Consider the following 18,205-nt stretch of genomic DNA (forward strand, 5'->3'; position numbering starts at 1 on the left):
GTCCTGTTAGTGCCGGGCTTGGCTGGTCGTGTTGGGGGTGTTCAGTTGGGCGTCGGCGACGACGGGGTGGCCCATGTAGAAGGTGTAGGCCACCTTGCCGGTGACCTCTTTGCCACGGTACGGGGAGTTGCGGCCCTTAGAGGCGTGTTCCTCCGGCACCACGGTGTAGCTGACTTCCGGGTCCACCAGGATCAGGTTGGCGTTGGCGCCGGCCGCGATTTCCTGGCCGAACATGTGCTCGAGGTTGCCGATCTTGGCCGGGGTGTAGCTGGCGATGCGGGCGAAGTCGGCCCAGCTGATCTTGCCGGTGTCGATGAGCGCGGCCTTGACGATCGGCAGCATGGTCTCCAGCCCGGTCATCCCCATGGCGGCGTACGGCCATTCGCAGCACTTGGTTTCTGCGGTGTGCGGGGCGTGGTCGGTGCCGATCACGTCGATGGTTCCGTCGGCGACGGCGTCGCGCAGCGCCATGACGTCTTCTTCCCTGCGCAGCGGCGGGTTGACCTTGTAGACCGGGTCAAAGGTTTCCACTAGTTCCTCGGTCAGCATCAGGTGGTGCGGGGTGGCCTCGGCAGTGACGTTGATGCCCTGGGACTTGGCCCAGCGGATGATCTCCACCGAACCTTTAGTGGAGACGTGGCAGACGTGCAGCCGGGAGTTGGTGTGCTGGGTCAGCAGCACGTCCCGGGCAATGATGGCCTCTTCGGCGACCGCCGGCCAACCGGGCAGGCCGAGCTTGACCGACAGGTCGCCCTCGTTCATCTGGGCGTCCTCGGTCAGCCGGGGTTCTTGGGCGTGCTGGGCGATGACCCCGTCGAAGGCCTTCACGTACTCCAGGGCCCGGCGCATCATGGCCGGATCCCACACGCAGATGCCGTCATCGGAGAAGACCCGCACCTTGGCGCGAGAATCTGCCATCGCGCCCATCTCGGAGAGCTGCTCCCCGGCCAGCCCGACCGTGACCGCGCCGATGGGTTGGACGAAGGTCCAACCGGAGTCTTGGCCCAGCTGGTACACCTGCTCCACGACGCCGGCGGTGTCCGCCACCGGCATGGAGTTGGCCATGTTCAGCACGGCGGTGAAGCCGCCCAAGGCTGCGGCCCGGGAACCGGTCTCCACGGTTTCGGCGTCTTCGCGGCCCGGTTCGCGCAGGTGCACGTGCGGGTCCACCAGCCCGGGCAGGGCGATGAGCCCGGCGGCGTCGATGTGCTCGAAGCCCTCCGGGGCGGTGGGGTTCTCAGCCGCGTCGGTCACGGCGGTGATGGTGCCGTCTTCGATGGTGATGTCGGAGAGCTTCTCCCCCAGCAGGTTCGCGCCGGTGATGAAGTACTTGGTGGTGGTCATGTGGATACTCCTTCATTCAGCGTGCTAGCGCTGGGTCGATTCTCGCCGGTCAAAGTTAGATACAGCACGGCCATCCGGGTGGCGACGCCGTTGGCGACTTGCTTCAAAACAACGTTCTTTTCCGAGTCTGCGGCTGCGGCGCAGATCTCCAGTCCCCGGTTCATCGGGCCCGGGTGCATGATGATGGTGTTGGCGTACGCCTCGGTGGTCAGCAAGTCGTAGCGCTCCTGAGTCAGCCCCCACTTGCGGGTGTATTCGTGGGCCGAGGGGAAGAACGCGTCATGCATGCGCTCACCTTGCACGCGCAGCATCATCACGGCGTCGGGGCGCTGGGCCAGCGCCTCATCCAGGTCGTAGTAGATGGTGGCCGGCCACGCTTCACAGCCCACCGGCAGCAGGGTTGGTGGGCCGGCGAAGGACACCTCCGCGCCTAGGGTCTTCAGCAGCCACAGATTGGAGCGGGCCACCCGGGAGTGCAGGATGTCCCCCACGATGAGCACTTTCACCCCGGCCAGGTCTGCACCCCGGGAGTCGGAACCGCGTACGGCGGCGAGGTGCCGGCGCAGGGTGAATGAGTCCAGCAGGGCCTGGGTGGGGTGTTCGTGGGTGCCGTCACCGGCGTTGATGATGGTGGCGTCGGTCCAGCCGGCCGAGGCCAGCTGCTGGGCGGCGCCGGTGGCCCAGTGGCGCATCACGATGGCGTCTGCGCCGATGGCCTCTAGGGTTTGGACGGTGTCTTTCAGGGATTCGCCCTTGGATACAGAGGATCCTTTGGCGGAGAAGTTGATGACGTCGGCGGAAAGTCTCTTGGCGGCGGCCTCGAAGCTGATGCGGGTACGGGTGGAGTCTTCAAAGAAGAGATTGACCACGGTGCGGCCACGCAGGGCCGGCAGTTTTTTGACTTCGCGGCCGGAGATGGCGGCCATCTCCTCGGCCACATCTAGGATGTTGATGGCGTCGTCGTAGTTCAAGTCGAAGGTCGACAGTAGGTGGCGCATATCGCTCTAGGCTCCAGCCGGGTTTTCGATGCGGACTTCTTCTTGTTCTGTGGCCACGTCATCCACGGCGCTGGAGAGGACCCGCACCTTCTCCCGGGCCGCTGTGGGCAGGTTTTTGCCCACAAAGTCCGCTCGAATCGGTAGTTGCCGGTGGCCCCGGTCGACAAGGACGGCCAGGCGGACGGCGGCGGGGCGACCGAAGTCGGAGATCGCATCCAGTGCGGCCCGGATGGTGCGCCCGGAGTAGAGCACATCGTCAACCAGGACCACCACTTTGTTGTCGATCCCACTGACCGGCAGCCGGGTGGGTTGTGGGGTGCGGGAGGTGGAGTGGCGCAGATCGTCCCGGTACATGGTCACATCGAGCTGACCGACGATGGACTCGGCGTCGAATGCTGCGGATTCCGGGGTGGCCGCGATGGCGGCGATTTTTGCGCCCAAGCGTTGGGCTAAAGGAAAGCCACGACGCGGGATGCCTAACAGAATGAGGTCATCGGTACCGCGGTTAGATTCAACAATTTCGTGGCTGATACGCGTCAGTGCCCGATCGATGTCCGCGGCGGTCATGACCGTGCGGTGCTCGGGTGCGTTTTCATGGCCACTGTTCGGTTCCATGGTGCTCATGGGCCCGCTCCTTCCCCGCCTCACAGGACGAAATTTAAAGGATGCACAGTGCTTTTCTAGCTGAGTTTCACACTATCACAGGGCCATCTTCTGACCATGACGGGACCATTGTCGTTCCGGTCACAGCCAGCTGGTCTTAAACGACATCGGCGCCATCGAATCCGAAAACAGGATGCGATAGCGCCGACGCGGAATTTCCGTCGCTGAAAAAACTAGGAAACGTAGAGGTCCTTGACCTTGGCGATGCGGTCGAGCAGGCCGTTGACAAAGCTGGGCGAGTCATCGGTGGAGTACTCTGCTGCGATTTTGGTCGCCTCGGAGATCGCGATCGGATCATCCAATTTGGTTTCGTACAGGATCTCCCACACGGCCACCCGCAGGATGGCTAGGTCCATGGCGGGCATCCGGTCCAAGGTCCAACCGCGCGCGTGGGTGGCGATGACCTCGTCGATGTCCGTTTCGTGTTCCTGCACACCGCGGACGATCTTCTTGGTGTAGCTGGCCAAGGGTTTGCCGGCCACGTCCTCGCGGGTCTGTGCCACGTCCACGGGTTTGCGTTTGCGTTGGGCCGCCTCGAAGACGATCTCTACGGCATCGAAGCGGATTTTTCGGCGGGAGCTCACTCGGTGACGCGTCCTAGGTACTCACCGGTGCGGGTATCAACTTTGACCTTGGTGCCCTGCTCCAAGAACAGTGGGACCTGAATCTGGTGGCCGGTTTCCACGGTGGCTGGTTTGGTGCCGCCGGAGGACCGATCGCCCTGCAGACCCGGTTCGGTGTAGGTCACTTCCAGTTCCACCGAGGCGGGCAGCTCGATGTAGAGCGGGGTGCCCTCGTGCATAGCGACGATCACATCAAGGTTTTCCAGCATGAACTTGGAGGCATCGCCCACGGTTTCGGCCGGTACGGTGATCTGATCGTAGGTGGAGGTGTCCATGAACACGTAGTCGTCGCCGTCCTGGTACAGGTACTGGTAGTCCCCGCGGTCCACGGTGGCGGTATCGATCTTGGTGCCGGCGTTGAAAGTACGGTCCACGGTCTTGCCGGTGAGCACGTTGCGGATCTTGGTGCGGACAAACGCGCCGCCCTTACCTGGCTTGACGTGCAGGAATTCGATGACCTGCCAGAGCTGGCCGTCAAGTACCAGCACGGTACCGTTGCGAATATCGTTTGTGGTCGCCACTAATGATCCTTCTTATCGTCTACGTGTAGCGGGCGGCAGAATTGCTTTGATCGAACGCCCGCACCTATTTTACGCACATTTCGCCTGCGCGTCAGATTTGTTCGGTTGTGCTGGCCGCCCTTAGGCCTCCTCGGCCGCGATCTCCTGGTAGGCAGCAAACAGGATGCCGGTATCCGGTACGGTCAGCACGGCTGGTTTCGCCAAACCTTCGAGGATGATGAAACGCAGCTGATCGCCCCGGTTTTTCTTGTCCCGGCGGATGCCTTCCAGCAGGGTCTGCCAGCGATCCCCGCGGTACTGGGTGGGTAGCCCCAACAACTCGAGGATGCTGCGATGCCGGTCCGCCAATGCGTCATCAATCTTGCCCATCGAGCGGGCCAGCTCCGCCGCGTAAACCAGTCCGACGGACACTGCGGCGCCGTGTCGCCACTGGTAGCGTTCAGCTAGTTCGATGGCGTGCGCCAAGGTATGACCGTAGTTCAAGAAATGCCGGGCGCCGGATTCTTTCAAGTCGTTGGAGACGATGTCCGCCTTGACCTGGATGGTGCGTTCGACGATTTCCCGCAGTACCGGCGAATCCGGATCGGTGGCGGCCTCGGGGTCCTGCTCGATGAGATCCAAGATCACCGGGTCGGCGATGAAGCCGCACTTGACGGCCTCGGCCATCCCGGCCACGAGCTCGTTCTTAGGCAGGGTCTTGAGGGTGTAGAGGTCAGCGATCACACCCGCCGGTGGGTGGAAGGCGCCGACGAGGTTTTTGCCCTCGGCCGTGTTGATGCCGGTTTTACCGCCGACGGCGGCATCCACCATGCCCAACAGGGTGGTCGGAATATGCACGACCTTGACGCCACGCAACCAGGTGGCGGCCACGAATCCTGCCAAGTCGGTGACGGCTCCGCCGCCGACCGCCACGATGGCGTCCGAGCGGGTGAAGTCGTTTTGTCCCATCACCTGCCAGCAAAACGCGGCCACTTCCACGCGCTTGCCTTCTTCGGCATCGGGGATTTCCGCCGCCACCGCGGTGAAGCCATTGGCCTCCAGGTCGGCGCGGACAACATCCCCGGTGGAGCGCAACGCACGCGGGTGAATGACCAGCACGCGGCTGACCCCCGTGCCGAGCATCCCGGTCAGTTCCCCCAACAGGTTGGTGCCCACCAGCACATCGTAGTTTTCCTCCGGACGCTCGCCGGTGACCTCAATGACGGTGGTGTTGGCTGACATGGGTGTAGATGCTCCTTGCGAACGGGTACAGGTAGGCGGGTATGCGGTAGGTGGCCGGTGGCGGCACCGAGTCGGGGCTCAGGCCAGCTGGAAATGCTGGATGATCTCCTCGGTGACGGCTGCTACGTCCTTATCCGAGGTGTCGATCTCCAGGGTTGAGGTTTGCCGGTACAGCGGTAGGCGCTGTTGGAAGATGCGGCGCCAATTCTCTTGGGGGTTCCCCGCCAAGACGGGCCGGTTGGCGCCACCGCCGATGCGCTCTAAGGCGATGTCCTCGTTGACCGAGAGGAAGACGGTGTCCAGTTGCCCGATGCGTTTGCGGGTGTCCTCGGCCAGCACCGCTCCCCCGCCCAGACTGATCACCGCGTTGGCGGCGCCATCTAGTGCCCGGTTGATGGTGGCGGCCTCCAAGTTGCGGAAGTAGTCCTCACCGCGTTCGACGAAGATTTCCGGGATCTCCCCGTGGCTGGTGACAATCAGTTCATCGGTGTCGATGAGCTGCCAGCCGAGCCGCTGGGCAAGTTCTGCGGCGATGGTGGACTTACCGGCGCCCATGGGGCCGGTCAAAACGATGACCTGTCCGCGCGGGGTCGGCTCGGTGGCCCGAATGATTGGGATGGAACGGGTATTCAGGTCCGCCCCCAGATCGGGTGGAAATTCAGACATTCTCTGGTCCAATCATGCATGGTGCGCTCTCGTGATTCTGCCCCATGTCCGACTCGGCGTAGGCGAGGCGGTTCAGGTAGTTGCGTAGGTTGGCGGCGAGGTCGGTCATGTTGTCGCCACCGAATTTCTCGGTCAGCTGGTCAGCGATGACCAACGCCACCATGGCTTCGGCTACCACGCCGGCGGCCGGCACGGCACACACGTCGGAGCGCTGGTGGTGGGCGGTCGTGGCTTCACCGCTGGTGGTATCAACCGTGGCCAGGGCGCGAGGCACGGTGGCGATCGGTTTCATGGCCGCGCGCACGCGCAGGGTCTCACCGGTGGACATGCCGCCTTCGATGCCGCCGGAGCGGTTCGAGGAACGGCGGATCCGGCCCTGCTCATCCCGGTAGATCTCGTCATGGGCGGCAGAACCGCGTCGGGCGGCCGTGGCAAACCCGTCGCCGACTTCCACGCCCTTGATCGCCTGGATGCCCATCAGGGCGCCGGCCAGCTTAGAGTCAAGACGACGGTCCCAGTGCACGTAGGATCCCAGCCCGGCTGGCAGACCGTAGACCAGAACCTCGACCACGCCACCGAGGGTTTCGCCCTCCTTGTGTGCCTTATCCACCTCGGCGACCATCGCCGCAGAGGTCTCGGCATGAAAGCAGCGCAGCGGGTCCGCGTCCAACGCGTCAACATCGGAAGCCAGCGGCAGATGCGCATCCTCGGGCACGCTCACGGTCCCCACCGCGGTGGTGTGGGAGACCAGCGTGATGCCCAGCTGGTTCAAGAAAGCACTGGCGACGGCCCCGAGGGCGACGCGGGCGGCCGTCTCACGGGCGGAGGCGCGTTCCAACACGGGCCGGGCCTCGTCAAAGTCATACTTCTGCATGCCGGTGTAGTCGGCATGCCCTGGCCTTGGGCGGGTCAGCGGCTTGTTCCGGGCCAGACCAGCGAGGGTTTCTGGATCGACCGGGTCCGCGGACATGACCTGTTCCCACTTCGGCCATTCGGTGTTGGCCACCTCGATGGCCACCGGCGAGCCCATGGATACCCCGTGGCGGAAGCCACCCAAGATCCGGACCTTGTCCTGTTCGAACTTCATTCGGGCACCACGACCGTAGCCAAGACGACGGCGCGCCAAGGCATCTTGGATATTTGTGGTGGTAAGTTCTACCCCGGCCGGTAACCCTTCCAGAACGGAAATCAGGGCCTCACCGTGGGATTCTCCAGCAGTCAACCAACGCATAATGTCTATCTTGCCAGAACTGGCGGCTAAACCTTTCGTCGAGGAAGTTTTACGGCGTCACACATGGCATCAAGAACATCTTGGCTCTTGCCCTGCGCCCAGTGACTCGGGGCGAAAAGCTTGATTTGTTCCACCGCCTGATACAACAGCATCTCTAATCCGGAGAGCACTGCCCCACCACGATCCTGCCAACCGGTGGCCAACACCGACGGCCACGGTTCGTAAGCCACATCGAGTAAGGGTGGCAGCAGCAGCTCACCTCTGGGCCAGTTTTGCAGCCAGGTATCGGCGGCACCGGCCGGCAGCGTTGAGACGACGGCGGCGTGCCCACGCGCTAGCTCGGGAGTGAACTCGTCCGGGGCATACACCGTGCTGGCTAATCCGTAGCGGGAGGCCAGCTCGGTGGAACCGGTGGCTCGTTGCCGGTTGCGGGCCACAAAGTTCACGGCGGTGGCTCCTGCCTCGGCTGCGGCGGCGATGGCGGCGGCAGCGGTATTTCCGGCCCCAAGAATCAGCCACGGGCCAGCAGCAAGGGTGCCTGCAGCGTGCGCCAAGGCTTTTCTAATGCCGTCCACATCGGTGTTTTCGGCGCACCAGACGGTTGCTCCGTCCGGGGCGGTGCGACGGTAGACCGTGTTCAGGGCACCCAGCCGCTCCACGCGGGAAGAGCGGTGATCCAGTTCAGCTAAGAACTCGGCCTTCTGCGGCATCGTGACCGACAAGCCGATGGCGGACGGGTCCGCGGTGAAGCTGCGGTAGAACGCCACCCCCTCGCCGGTCGCCACCTGATAGCGGGCGTAGGTGCAGTCAAGGCCCAGCACCTGATAGGCCGCCCGGTGCAGATCCGGAGACTTGGAATGCTCGATCGGATCCCCGATGACCCCCGCTCGGTGCGGGCTGAGGTTAGTTGCCACAGATATCCGGGTTGTCCTTACAGTACTCGTCGTATTCGGCCTTGTACCGGTTGTGCTCGGCGTAGGTCTTGGCGAACTTGGTCTCACCGGTCTCGATGTTGGTCGTCACCCAGTAGTAGAAGTCATTCTCTTCCGGGTTAGCGGCGGCTTCCAATGCTTTCTGCGATGGGGCCCCAATCGGACCTGGTGGCAGACCCTTATGCGCGTACGAGTTGTACGGGTTGGACTTGTCGGCCTTCTCCTCGTTCGTGAACTGCAGGCGGCGCACATCCAGACCGTAGATCACGGTCGCATCGATCTGCAGGTAACCGTTAGTCTGCGGGTTGTTTGGCTTCAGCCGGTTCTCGATGATGCCGGCGACCTTCGGGTAGTCCTCCGGGTTGGCTTCGCCGACCAAAATGGAGGCGATCGTCAACGCGCGGTACTGTTCCTCAGGGTCCGTCACCCCCAGTTCTTCCAATGCCTTGAACGTCGGGGCGGTCATGTCCTTGAGGATGTCTTTTGGCTTGGCATCCACCGGTACCCGGTACTCACCGGGGCGAATGTAGCCTTCCAAGGTTTCAGCATCAGCGGGCAGCCCAAAGTCGGCAGGCTTGGCCGCCGCGGTGATGTCGTCCTCGGACAACCCGGTGGACTCAGAAATCTCCTTGTACACCTCGGAGACACGCAGCCCAGGCCGGATGGCGATGTAGTGCACCTTGTCGGCCTCTTCAAGCAGGCGGTCCACCGCGTCTGAAGCCTTCATCTCAGAACGCATCTGGTACTCGCCGGGCTGAATCTCCCGATCAGAGGTGTTGGTGGACAGCGCGTCCATGAAGGCTCGCGTGCTGGCAACCACGCCTTCTTCGGTCAGGCGATTGGCGATCGAAATAGTGCCTTCACCCTGCTGGACCGTGAAGTCGACCTGTTCCCCACCGGGGCCTGGGAAGTCCTTCGGCGCGGCGTCGCCCATCACATTGGAGATGAACATGGCCACCACCACGATGGCTAACGCGAACACGCCCAGTGAGGTGAGCAGCACCAGGGTCTTCTTGCGGTTCTTCCGACGACGATTGGCCAGCAATTCCTCGGCGGGAGTATCGGCGAGCTCAATGGTCTGATAGCCGAGCAGATCCCGGTGCTCATCAACGACGGTACCTGACTTGTTGGCCTCGATGATCTCGATGGCCTCGGTTTGGTAGGCCTCGGTTTCCGCCAGCTGCTCTTCCGGCAGCGGGGTGGCTTCTTCGGTCTCGACCTTCGGCATCGCCCAGGCAGCATTCTGCTCCCGGATGTGCTGCAAGATCCGGTCTTTTTCCCGGTGCGCCCGACGTTGTTCTTCAGCGGCGCGTGCCGCCGCTTCTGCACGGGCCTTAGCCTCGGCAGCACGGCGTTCATCGTCGGCACGCTTGTGCTCGCGCTCAATCTGTTCCTGATCGAAGAGGCTGCCGCGTTCGCGCCGACGCTCCTCCATCAAACGGGCTTCGCGACGGCTGCGCGGTTGCGGATTTTCCTGGTCAAACGGGACATCGGAGTCAGACTCGGTCACGGCGGGGACCGGTGGTGGAACCGCGCCGGATGAGGAGGCGCCGGAATGGCGGTACCCGGTACCGGAGAATTCGGAGCTGGACTGAGACTGTTGCTGACGAGCCCTGCGCAAGGCACGCCGTGTCAGCGGCTGGTCCGAGCTCTGCCCTTCGCCCGGGGGTGGTGTCTCTCTAGTCACAGATTAGTGTCCTTCGGTTCTGCCATCGACGAGTTCGCCAACGGCGCGCTGCAAAGATTCTTGCATATGAAGTGCTTGCTGCAGAATTTCGATCGCTGCCTGCTGATCGATCACCGCACGTTGTTTCTTAGCTGATCGGCCCGCCTGCTGAAGCTTTTGCGAGGCACCCACGGTGGAGAGGCGTTCATCAACCAAGCGCACCAGCGTGGCGGAACCGGTTGCGGCTAACGTTTTTGCCAGCAAGCCCGCCCAATCCCGTGCGGCCTGGGTGGATGGCGTATCCGCCCCGCGCAGATTCAACGGCAATCCGACGAAGACGGTGTGCACCGTTTCTTCATCCATCAGCTGAACCAACTGATGAATATCGGTGTTGCCCTCCGGATCCCGAGTCAGGGTTGCAACAGGCATGGCCGGCAGCAATGTTGACACGCTGCGGGCCACGCCCACGCGGGCTGCTCCGACGTCCACGCCGTAGCAGATCCCGGTTGCTACACCTTGTTCGTCCACGCTCACGCTACTTCAGTATTCCTATAGGGGGCGCGGGCCTAGGCCAGCTCGGTCACGGCTTGTTCGATGGCGGCCAAGGCGGCAGGAATCTGCTCGGCGTTCTGGCCGCCACCTTGGGCGACGTCGTCGCGGCCACCGCCGCCACCACCCAACACGGAGGTTGCGGTCTTGACCAAGGCACCGGCCTTAGCCCCGGCGGCACGAGCGGCATCGTTGGTGGCCACCAAAACCAGTGGGCGATTCTTAGCGACACCGGTCAGCGCGACCACAGCCGGTTCTGAACCCAAGCGTTCACGTAGATCCAAGGCCAGCGTGCGCAGCTCATCGGCACCGCCAATCTCGGCGGCGTTATGGCTGAGTACCCGGAACTGACCCAGCTGCTTGGCGTTTTGCACCAAGGTGCCTGCCTGCGCCTGCAATTGGGCGGCCTTGAGCTTATCCAACTGCCGTTCGGCCTGCTTGAGCTTCTCCAGCGTGGCCGCCACGCGGTCGACCACCTTGTCGGAAGGAACCTTCAGCAGTTCGGATAGCTCGGAGACGAGGGTCCGTTCGGCCGCCAAATGGTTGAAAGCGTCCAAGCCAACCAGCGCCTCGATGCGGCGGTTGCCGGAACCCACGGACTGCTCCCCCAACAAAGCCAAGGACCCGATCTGCGCCGTGGAACCAACGTGGGTACCACCACAGAGTTCGCGGGACCACGGGCCATTGATCTCCACCACACGCACCACATCGGAGTACTTCTCCCCGAACATCGCCATGGCGCCGAGGGCGCGGGCCTCATCCAGGGACATGGTGGAGGTGCGGACCACGTGGTTGTCGCGGATCGACAGATTGACGATCTCTTCTAGCTCTTGGCGGGCCGCCGCAGAGGGCTGCTCGCCCCAGCGGTAGTCAAAGCGCAGGTAGCCTTCCTTGTTGAAGGAACCAGCCTGGGATGCCTGCGGGCCAAAAACTTGGTGCAGGGCGGCATGCACCAAGTGCGTACCGGTGTGTGCCTTCTCTGCATCCAGTCGGCGCTGAATATCGATCGCGGCCACCGCGGCGGCGCCGGTGTACACCTCGCCCTCCTTCACGGTGGCCCGGTGTACCGTCAGCCCTTTCAGCGGGGATTGGACGTCCTGAACCTCAAGCACAAAACCGTCACCGGTGATCAGCCCGGTGTCAGCTGCCTGACCGCCAGCCTCGGCATAGAACGGGGTCTGCGGCAGGACGATCTCGATCTCGGTGCCGGCCTCGGCACGGTCCACCAGCTGGCCGGCGGAGATAATGCCGGCCACATTGGATTCGGTGGTGTGCTCGGTGTACCCGGTGAAAATGGTGTCGTGCTCGTGCAACGGCGCGTACACGGAAGCGTCCACGTGGCCGGCCTTCTTCCCCTTGGCGTCGGCGCGGGCACGGTCACGCTGCTCCTTCATCAGGGAGCGGAACGCCTGTTCGTCGACCTTCACGCCGGCCTCTTCGGCCATCTCGAGGGTCAGATCGATCGGGAACCCGTAGGTGTCGTGGAGCGCGAAGGCGTCGGCGCCGGAAAGCTGGCTGCCGGACTTCTTGGCAGCGGCCACCGCTCCTTCTAGGCGAGTGGTGCCCGCAGCGATGGTGCGCAAGAAAGCGCGTTCTTCGGCGTAGGCGATCTTGGAGATCCGGGCAAAATCGGTCTCTACCTCCGGGTAGACACCCTTCATGGCGTCCCGGGAGACCGGCAACAGTTCCGGCAACACCGGTTCGGTCACACCCAGCAGGCGCATTGCGCGCACGGCGCGGCGGATCAGCCGGCGCAGCACATAGCCGGCGCCCTCATTCGACGGGGTGACCCCATCGGCGATCAGCATCAGGGCCGACCGCACGTGGTCAGCCACCACGCGGAACCGCACGTCGTCGGTGTGCCGCGGGTCGTTCGGGTCCTCGGTCGCGCCATAGGTTTTGCCGGAGAGCTCAACGGCCTTATCCAGCACCGGACGGACCTGGTCGGTCTCGTACATGTTGTCCACGCCCTGCAGCAGCATGGCCAACCGTTCCAACCCGAGGCCGGTATCAATGTTCTTGTTCTGCAGTTCCCCGGCGACGTCGAAGTCCTCTTTGGAGCGAACTTCGGAAAGCTGGTACTGCATGAAGACGAGGTTCCAGATCTCCATGTAGCGGGAATCGTCGACGACGGGGCCGCCTTCTTGGCCGTAGGCCGGACCACGGTCGTAGTAGATCTCCGAGCACGGTCCACCCGGGCCGGGCTGGCCGGTGTTCCAGTAGTTATCGGCTTTGCCCATGCGCTGAATGCGCTCGGTGGGCAGTCCGATTTGTTCGTGCCAGATGTTGAACGCTTCATCGTCGTCTTCGTAGACGGTGACCCAGAGCTTATCTGCCTCCAGCCCGTAGCCGCCCTCGGCGGTCGGGGTGGTCAGCAGTTCCCACGCCATCTTGATGGCGCCGTCTTTGAAGTAGTCCCCGAAGGAGAAGTTGCCGGCCATCTGGAAGAAGGTGCCGTGCCGGGCGGTCTTGCCGACTTCTTCGATGTCGGCGGTGCGGATGCACTTCTGTACCGAGGCGGCGCGCTTGTACGGCGGGGTTTCCACACCGGTGAGGTATGGGATGAACGGGACCATGCCCGCGATGGTGAACAACAACGAAGGATCGGGGGAAACCAGGGATGCCGAGGGGACGATGGTGTGCTCGTGCTTGGCGAAGAACTGGTTCCAGCGTTCAGCGATCTGCTGAGATTTCATAGTGGTTGCAAAAATCCTAGTTAGTGGCTCTGGTTGGGAGTGTGGTGGGCACCTGGGTTGGCTCCTGGGTTGGTGCCCTGGTCGGTTTTCTTCTCCACGATCAGTGCCTTGAGGTTGTGAAAGACAAATCCGGCGGACTGTTTGGCGACGTCGATGGAGAACGCGAGACCTTTGTCGGCGATCCGACGCTGCACGTGAGTCTTAGTTTCCTGGTACTTCTGGTTGCCCAGCCAGCCGGCGGTGGCGCCGATACCGACCCACAGCAGTCGTTTGATCATGACGGTCTACTCCTTGCAGTCTTACTTCAACAAATTAGTTTACGCAGGTTTAGCCCAAATAGTGGATCTGACACCGTTAACCACGTGTGGCCCACCGACGACTGCCGGCAGGCCACACGGTGCTCGCATTTGGAGCGGAGAATTACCGCTTAGCGAGCGTAGTACTCAACCACCAGGTTTTCTTCACAGGTGACTGGGATTTCAGCACGCTTTGGTCGGCGGACCAAGGTAGCCTGCAGTTTTTCCAGTTCAACGTTCAGGTATGGTGGCACGGCTGGCAGTACATCGCGGTGTGCACCGGCAGCGGCAACCTGGAATGGTTCCATCTTTTCGCTGCGCTCGTGCACGTGGATCATCTGGCCTTCCTTCACACGGAAGGATGGGCGGTCAACACGCTTACCGTTGACCATGATGTGGCGGTGGACCACCAGCTGGCGGGCCTGGGCGATGGTGCGGGCGAAGCCGGCACGCAGAACCAGGGCGTCCAGACGCATTTCCAGCAGCTCGACCAAGTTTTCACCGGTCAAACCTTCGGTGCGCTTTGCTTCTTCGAACACGCGAGCCATCTGGGCTTCACGGATACCGTACTGAGCGCGCAGACGCTGCTTCTCGCGCAGACGCACGGCGTAGTCAGAGTCGGTGCGACGACGGGCGCGGCCGTGCTGGCCTGGACCGTACGGACGGCGTTCCATGTACTTCTCGGCCTTTGGGGTCAGAGCGATCCCGAGTGCACGAGAAAGGCGCACAGTGCGGCGCGATTCTTGAGCGTGGTTGTTAGCCATAGGGGCTTTTTGCCTTTCGTAAAGCGGTAATCTTCGCTAAAGATTCTGTGCCCGAAAAAAGCAGCAGAAAGACTGGCCTCCGAGGATGGAGAGTTGGGGCTTACCGCGTACCCTTGTCCTACAACAAGTACGCAAGGAACTTGCTTGCCAGAGCGGAAGCTAGTTTATCAGTTCTGTTGGCCGCGAACCATTTGACGCAACAGCTCCACGCGGTGATTCAACTCACGTTCAAAACCGTTGGTGGTGGGCACGTAATACTCGCTCGCTTGCAGGTCATCGGGCAAGTACTGTTGCTGGCTGACCGAATGCGGGTAATCGTGGGAGTACTTGTAGCCTTTCCCGTGGCCCAAGGCTTTTGCCCCGGGATAGTGGGCGTCTCGTAGATGCGGTGGCACCTGGGCACCTTTGCCAGCACGCACATCGGCGATGGCCTTATTGATGCCCATGTAGGACGCGTTCGATTTGGGTGCGGTTGCGATGTGCACCACCGCCTGCGCCAGCATGATGCGCGCTTCGGGCATCCCCACCAGTTGCACCGACTGGGCGGCGGCGACCGCAACCTGAAGGGCCTGCGGGTCGGCCATACCGACATCCTCGGAAGCACAGATCATGATTCGCCGCGCCACGAACCGGGGGTCCTCCCCCGCCTCCAACATGCGTGCCAAATAGTGCAGCGCAGCATCGGGGTCGGAGCCACGCATGGACTTGATGAAGGCCGAGACCACATCGTAGTGCTGATCGCCGTCCTTGTCGTAGCGTTGCACCGCCTGATTTAGGGCCTGTTCCGCGTGAGCCAGTGTGATTTCCGGGACTGATGAATCCGTTTGGGAAGCTTGCGGCGTCTCGGTCTCCGCCTCCATCTCAGCTTCGACATCAAACGGGACATCGGCGTGCCCGGACGTGTCCTCGGCAGCCTCGGCATCGTCCTCGTCAACGGCCTGGGTCGCAACCTCAGGCTCTTGGGCCGAAGCACTGTGGTCGGCGGAACGGGCAGCATCTTCCAGTGCGACCGCGGCTGCGGCTTCTAGCGCGGTCAGCGCGCGCCGGGCATCGCCTTGGGCCGTGCGCACCAAATGCTCCTGGGCATCAGCCGAGATGGTCACCGAGTTGTTCAACCCACGCTCACTTTCCAGCGCGCGTTGCAGCAGCACCGCGATGTCGTCATCGGTCAACGGCTTCAACGTCAACATCAATGACCTGGATAGCAGCGGAGACACCACGGAGAAGGACGGGTTCTCCGTAGTCGCTGCCACCAGCACGATCCACCCGTTTTCCACCCCTGGTAACAAGGCGTCCTGCTGCGCCTTATTAAACCGGTGGATCTCATCGAGGAACAAGATGGTGGTACGCCCGTAGAGGTCACGATCCAGCAGCGCCTGGTCCATCACGGCCCGGACGTCCTTGATGCCGGAGGTGATGGCGGACAGCTCGACAAACTTCCGATCTGAACCAGCGGCCAATACGTGGGCCAGCGTGGTCTTGCCGGTGCCCGGCGGGCCATACAGAATCACCGAGGACAGTCCGGCAGGACCTTTACCGGTGCCGGTGGCCAACTGACGTAACGGCGAACCAGCCTTCAGCAAGTGCTGCTGGCCCACCACCTCATCGATGGTGCGTGGGCGCATCCGAGCGGCCAACGGCTGATGCCCGCGCCGGCGGGTCGGCTCAGATGTCGGCTGGTCCTCGGGTTCAAGATCGAATAATCCGTCCACCCGTTCACTGTATCGCAGCAACAGGTACCCTGGGACGGGCCTGCACATACAGCCCACGTTGGCTCCGGCCCGCGTTAGGCTGGTGGGTATGCGCGCCCTTATTCAACGTGTCAGCCACGCCCATGTAGATGTCATTGACGATGGTGAGCTCACCGATCCTGAGGTTCCGCGCCGCCGGGTCGGGACGATTGGTGCGGGTCTGCTGATCCTGGTGGCCAGCACCCCGGACGATGACGCGGCGGTGGCCGAAGCCTTGGCCGAAAAGATCTTCCAGCAGCGCATCCTGCACGATGAGAAGTCCTTGGCCAGCACCGGCGCTGACGCGCTGATCATCAGCCAGTTCACCCTCTATGCGGATGCCCGTCGTGGTCGGCGTCCCTCCTACTCCGCCGCTGCTCCGGGGCACCTGGCAGAACCGGTCTACGAAGCGTTTTGTGCGGCCCTGACCGAGCGCGTCACGGCCGCCGGCGGCACGGTTGCCTACGGTGAATTCGGGGCGATGATGGAAGTCAGTTCCACCAACGCTGGCCCCTACAGCCTGTGGTTGGACACCGAGGAGCTCAACCGTCCGCGCCGCGGCTAGCGCAGGAAGCAAGCTCTTTCCCGCACATGTAGTGTCAAATCCTCCACTCAAGGCCCAGCCCGGGGCCCTTCTACATGCCCGCTTCCTCCCCTAGCAGCCCAGAGACCACAATCTGGTTTGCTGGAAAGCAATCGGCTCAACAACGTTTGCTTCAAGGGAGGTTCGGGCCATGTCAACACACCAGCACGTCATCGCCGGAATCGACCTCGACGCGCCTGAAACCGCTGCGGAACTAGCAGAGGTGGTTGCCGCCGATGAACTGGCGATACGCAAGGCCACCGCAAAAGCCTATCTGCACGGCTTCCAATTCCTCCTGGCTCAAGCACGCGAGCATCGGACGAGCATGCGCGCAGATCAGCTCACCGCCCATTACTTGCAGCACATCGACAAAGGCAAGCTCATGCGGCAAAGCGTTCCGGCCTATGCACGCTTGCGGCGCCTGACTGAAGCCAAAGCGCAGAACTTCTTGCTGCTGGCCGTGAACCTCATCCTGCACGCCCCAAACCTAGTTGAACAGCTCCACCATGGCCAGATTCCCCTCGAACACGTGCGTGCCGCCGGAGAGAAACTCAAGTCCATTCCCCCACCGAGGCCGGATCAAGACTGGACCGGGCAGCCCTGGCAGGACGGACACTACGAGGACGCCGTCGCCCGGACAGATGCCGCTAAGAACGACTTAGGCTCCAAGCTTGAAGACTTAGCCGCACCGGACATCCCCGAAACCGAATACACCAGCAAAGCAGCCCAGCTGCGCGACGCTCACCACCCGGAAAATCAGGCGGCACGGCATCGAGCCGCTAGGGCCAAGCGTTGTGTGCGCATCAGCCCCGCCGCAGACGGCATGGCCAACCTCAGTGCCCACATCAGTGCCGGGGACGCAGCCACGATTCAGCGGGCCCTGAACGATGTTGCCCGCACTAAGTCACCGTCCGATCAACGCACGCTGACGCAACGTCAAGCAGATTTGTTCGTGGAGTTACTCACCGTGAACAAACATACCGTCCAAGATTCGGAGCCAGCTTCGGCTCAGGGGTGCGGCTGCCAGAAACAGGCGCGCCCAACGCGTCGCATCTTTGCCTACCTGATGATCACGCTCGATCAGTGGCTAAGTCTCGGCGGGACCCTGAAGGCCAACCAGTTCGAGTTCCTTACCCCGCCAGCTGCGTCCCAGAACCAGACAAGAAACGGACTGAAGCACAAACCGAGTTCTTCCGTCCTCGGCCAACAGCACAAACTCAGCGCCCCGGAGTTGGCTCGACTTCTTCAGCAGGTGAGTACCCTACAAGCTGTTCTGACGCATCCGGCATCTGGATATCCGATCGGTCTGAGCGTCCGAACGCGCAGACCCGCGCCGAGAATCAGAGACTTACTCCTCTTGCGAGATCAACACTGTCGCTTCCCCGGATGCCGGGTACCTGGCACCGAGTGCGAGGTGGACCATGTCAACGATTTCGCACTCGGCGGCACCAGTGAGCTTTACGGTTTGGCGCTGCTGTGCAAGAAGCACCACGGCGGTAAATCAGCCGGTTGGTGGGAGGTGTCCCTGCGCCCGGAACGTGGCGATGGTGTTCTGGAGTTCAGATTCCCACAAACCGGGCAAAGTGAATTCACTTATCCGCGCTTACCGCTGCACCCGAACGCATGGGAGCAGATCCGACAACAACTGGAAGAACCCCCGTTTTAGCGAAGCGAGGAAGACCCGCGCAGCAAGTGACCCCGGCACCCAACACATGCTTGACA

The 18,205-nt window shown here is 62.5% G+C and carries 17 protein-coding genes; 2 read left to right on the top strand and 15 right to left on the bottom strand.

The window, feature by feature from the left end; translation table 11 throughout:
* Positions 1–6 precede the first annotated feature (6 nt).
* From ACFFFR_RS01565 to ACFFFR_RS01635, 15 genes are all read right to left on the bottom strand, one after another.
* The gene (locus ACFFFR_RS01565) at positions 7–1,344 is read right to left on the bottom strand and encodes a dihydroorotase (protein ID WP_377457628.1); all 1,338 of its coding nucleotides are present in this window, start codon (positions 1,342–1,344) and stop codon (positions 7–9) included.
* Positions 1,341–2,342, bottom strand: coding sequence for an aspartate carbamoyltransferase catalytic subunit (locus ACFFFR_RS01570; protein ID WP_377457630.1), 1,002 nt, complete (start codon positions 2,340–2,342; stop codon positions 1,341–1,343). The genes ACFFFR_RS01565 and ACFFFR_RS01570 overlap by 4 nt, the downstream gene beginning before the upstream one ends.
* A 6-nt stretch (positions 2,343–2,348) precedes the next feature.
* The gene (pyrR, locus tag ACFFFR_RS01575) at positions 2,349–2,957 is read right to left on the bottom strand and encodes a bifunctional pyr operon transcriptional regulator/uracil phosphoribosyltransferase PyrR (protein WP_377457867.1); all 609 of its coding nucleotides are present in this window, start codon (positions 2,955–2,957) and stop codon (positions 2,349–2,351) included.
* Positions 2,958–3,178: 221 nt separating this feature from the next.
* The gene (gene nusB / locus ACFFFR_RS01580; protein ID WP_377457632.1) at positions 3,179–3,589 is read right to left on the bottom strand and encodes a transcription antitermination factor NusB; all 411 of its coding nucleotides are present in this window, start codon (positions 3,587–3,589) and stop codon (positions 3,179–3,181) included.
* Positions 3,586–4,149, bottom strand: coding sequence for an elongation factor P (gene efp / locus ACFFFR_RS01585; RefSeq protein WP_377457634.1), 564 nt, complete (start codon positions 4,147–4,149; stop codon positions 3,586–3,588). The genes nusB and efp overlap by 4 nt, the downstream gene beginning before the upstream one ends.
* A gap of 120 nt (positions 4,150–4,269) precedes the next feature.
* Positions 4,270–5,370, bottom strand: coding sequence for a 3-dehydroquinate synthase (gene aroB / locus ACFFFR_RS01590; RefSeq protein ID WP_377457636.1), 1,101 nt, complete (start codon positions 5,368–5,370; stop codon positions 4,270–4,272).
* 78 nt (positions 5,371–5,448) lie between these two features.
* Positions 5,449–6,036, bottom strand: coding sequence for a shikimate kinase (locus ACFFFR_RS01595; RefSeq protein ID WP_377457638.1), 588 nt, complete (start codon positions 6,034–6,036; stop codon positions 5,449–5,451).
* A complete protein-coding gene (gene aroC / locus ACFFFR_RS01600; RefSeq protein ID WP_377457869.1) occupies positions 6,029–7,270 on the bottom strand; it encodes a chorismate synthase in 1,242 nt (413 codons plus the stop codon). Before aroC ends, ACFFFR_RS01595 begins: the two co-directional genes overlap by 8 nt.
* 23 nt (positions 7,271–7,293) lie before the next feature.
* Entirely contained in the window at positions 7,294–8,181 is an 888-nt protein-coding gene (locus tag ACFFFR_RS01605; protein ID WP_377457640.1) for a shikimate dehydrogenase family protein, read from the bottom strand.
* On the bottom strand, positions 8,171–9,886 hold the full coding sequence (gene mltG, locus ACFFFR_RS01610; RefSeq protein ID WP_377457642.1) for an endolytic transglycosylase MltG: 1,716 nt from the start codon (positions 9,884–9,886) through the stop codon (positions 8,171–8,173). The genes ACFFFR_RS01605 and mltG overlap by 11 nt, the downstream gene beginning before the upstream one ends.
* 3 nt (positions 9,887–9,889) lie before the next feature.
* On the bottom strand, positions 9,890–10,399 hold the full coding sequence (ruvX, locus tag ACFFFR_RS01615) for a Holliday junction resolvase RuvX (protein WP_377457644.1): 510 nt from the start codon (positions 10,397–10,399) through the stop codon (positions 9,890–9,892).
* Between the two features lie 32 nt (positions 10,400–10,431).
* A complete protein-coding gene (alaS, locus tag ACFFFR_RS01620) occupies positions 10,432–13,110 on the bottom strand; it encodes an alanine--tRNA ligase (protein ID WP_377457645.1) in 2,679 nt (892 codons plus the stop codon).
* Positions 13,111–13,130: 20 nt separating this feature from the next.
* On the bottom strand, positions 13,131–13,388 hold the full coding sequence (locus ACFFFR_RS01625; RefSeq protein ID WP_377457647.1) for a hypothetical protein: 258 nt from the start codon (positions 13,386–13,388) through the stop codon (positions 13,131–13,133).
* Between the two features lie 149 nt (positions 13,389–13,537).
* Positions 13,538–14,170, bottom strand: coding sequence for a 30S ribosomal protein S4 (rpsD, locus tag ACFFFR_RS01630; RefSeq protein WP_377457649.1), 633 nt, complete (start codon positions 14,168–14,170; stop codon positions 13,538–13,540).
* A 167-nt stretch (positions 14,171–14,337) separates the two neighbouring features.
* Complete coding sequence (locus tag ACFFFR_RS01635) at positions 14,338–15,930, bottom strand: replication-associated recombination protein A (protein ID WP_446686088.1); 1,593 nt, start codon at positions 15,928–15,930, stop codon at positions 14,338–14,340.
* Between the two features lie 40 nt (positions 15,931–15,970).
* On the opposite strand from ACFFFR_RS01635, the gene dtd reads away from it, so the two are divergent.
* Together dtd and ACFFFR_RS01645 are read left to right on the top strand one after the other, a co-directional pair.
* Positions 15,971–16,465: a D-aminoacyl-tRNA deacylase gene (gene dtd, locus ACFFFR_RS01640; protein WP_377457651.1), complete on the top strand. Its 495-nt coding sequence runs from the start codon at positions 15,971–15,973 to the stop codon at positions 16,463–16,465.
* A gap of 169 nt (positions 16,466–16,634) precedes the next feature.
* On the top strand, positions 16,635–18,149 hold the full coding sequence (locus ACFFFR_RS01645; RefSeq protein WP_377457653.1) for an HNH endonuclease signature motif containing protein: 1,515 nt from the start codon (positions 16,635–16,637) through the stop codon (positions 18,147–18,149).
* The last annotated feature ends 56 nt before the right edge of the window (positions 18,150–18,205 follow it).

The sequence above is a fragment of the Micrococcoides hystricis genome (assembly GCF_042434215.1).
GTDB classification, from domain to species: domain Bacteria; phylum Actinomycetota; class Actinomycetes; order Actinomycetales; family Micrococcaceae; genus Micrococcoides; species Micrococcoides hystricis.

Coding starts and splice junctions, on each gene's coding strand:
- pyrR (WP_377457867.1), bottom strand. CDS start 2,957: ATGGAACCGAACAGTGGCCATGAAAACGCACCCGAGCACCGCACGGTC.
- dtd (WP_377457651.1), top strand. CDS start 15,971: ATGCGCGCCCTTATTCAACGTGTCAGCCACGCCCATGTAGATGTCATT.
- rpsD (WP_377457649.1), bottom strand. CDS start 14,170: ATGGCTAACAACCACGCTCAAGAATCGCGCCGCACTGTGCGCCTTTCT.
- ACFFFR_RS01565 (WP_377457628.1), bottom strand. CDS start 1,344: ATGACCACCACCAAGTACTTCATCACCGGCGCGAACCTGCTGGGGGAG.
- ACFFFR_RS01570 (WP_377457630.1), bottom strand. CDS start 2,342: ATGCGCCACCTACTGTCGACCTTCGACTTGAACTACGACGACGCCATC.
- ACFFFR_RS01645 (WP_377457653.1), top strand. CDS start 16,635: ATGTCAACACACCAGCACGTCATCGCCGGAATCGACCTCGACGCGCCT.
- ACFFFR_RS01595 (WP_377457638.1), bottom strand. CDS start 6,036: ATGTCTGAATTTCCACCCGATCTGGGGGCGGACCTGAATACCCGTTCC.
- ACFFFR_RS01625 (WP_377457647.1), bottom strand. CDS start 13,388: ATGATCAAACGACTGCTGTGGGTCGGTATCGGCGCCACCGCCGGCTGG.
- ACFFFR_RS01635 (WP_446686088.1), bottom strand. CDS start 15,930: ATGTGCAGGCCCGTCCCAGGGTACCTGTTGCTGCGATACAGTGAACGG.
- aroB (WP_377457636.1), bottom strand. CDS start 5,370: ATGTCAGCCAACACCACCGTCATTGAGGTCACCGGCGAGCGTCCGGAG.
- alaS (WP_377457645.1), bottom strand. CDS start 13,110: ATGAAATCTCAGCAGATCGCTGAACGCTGGAACCAGTTCTTCGCCAAG.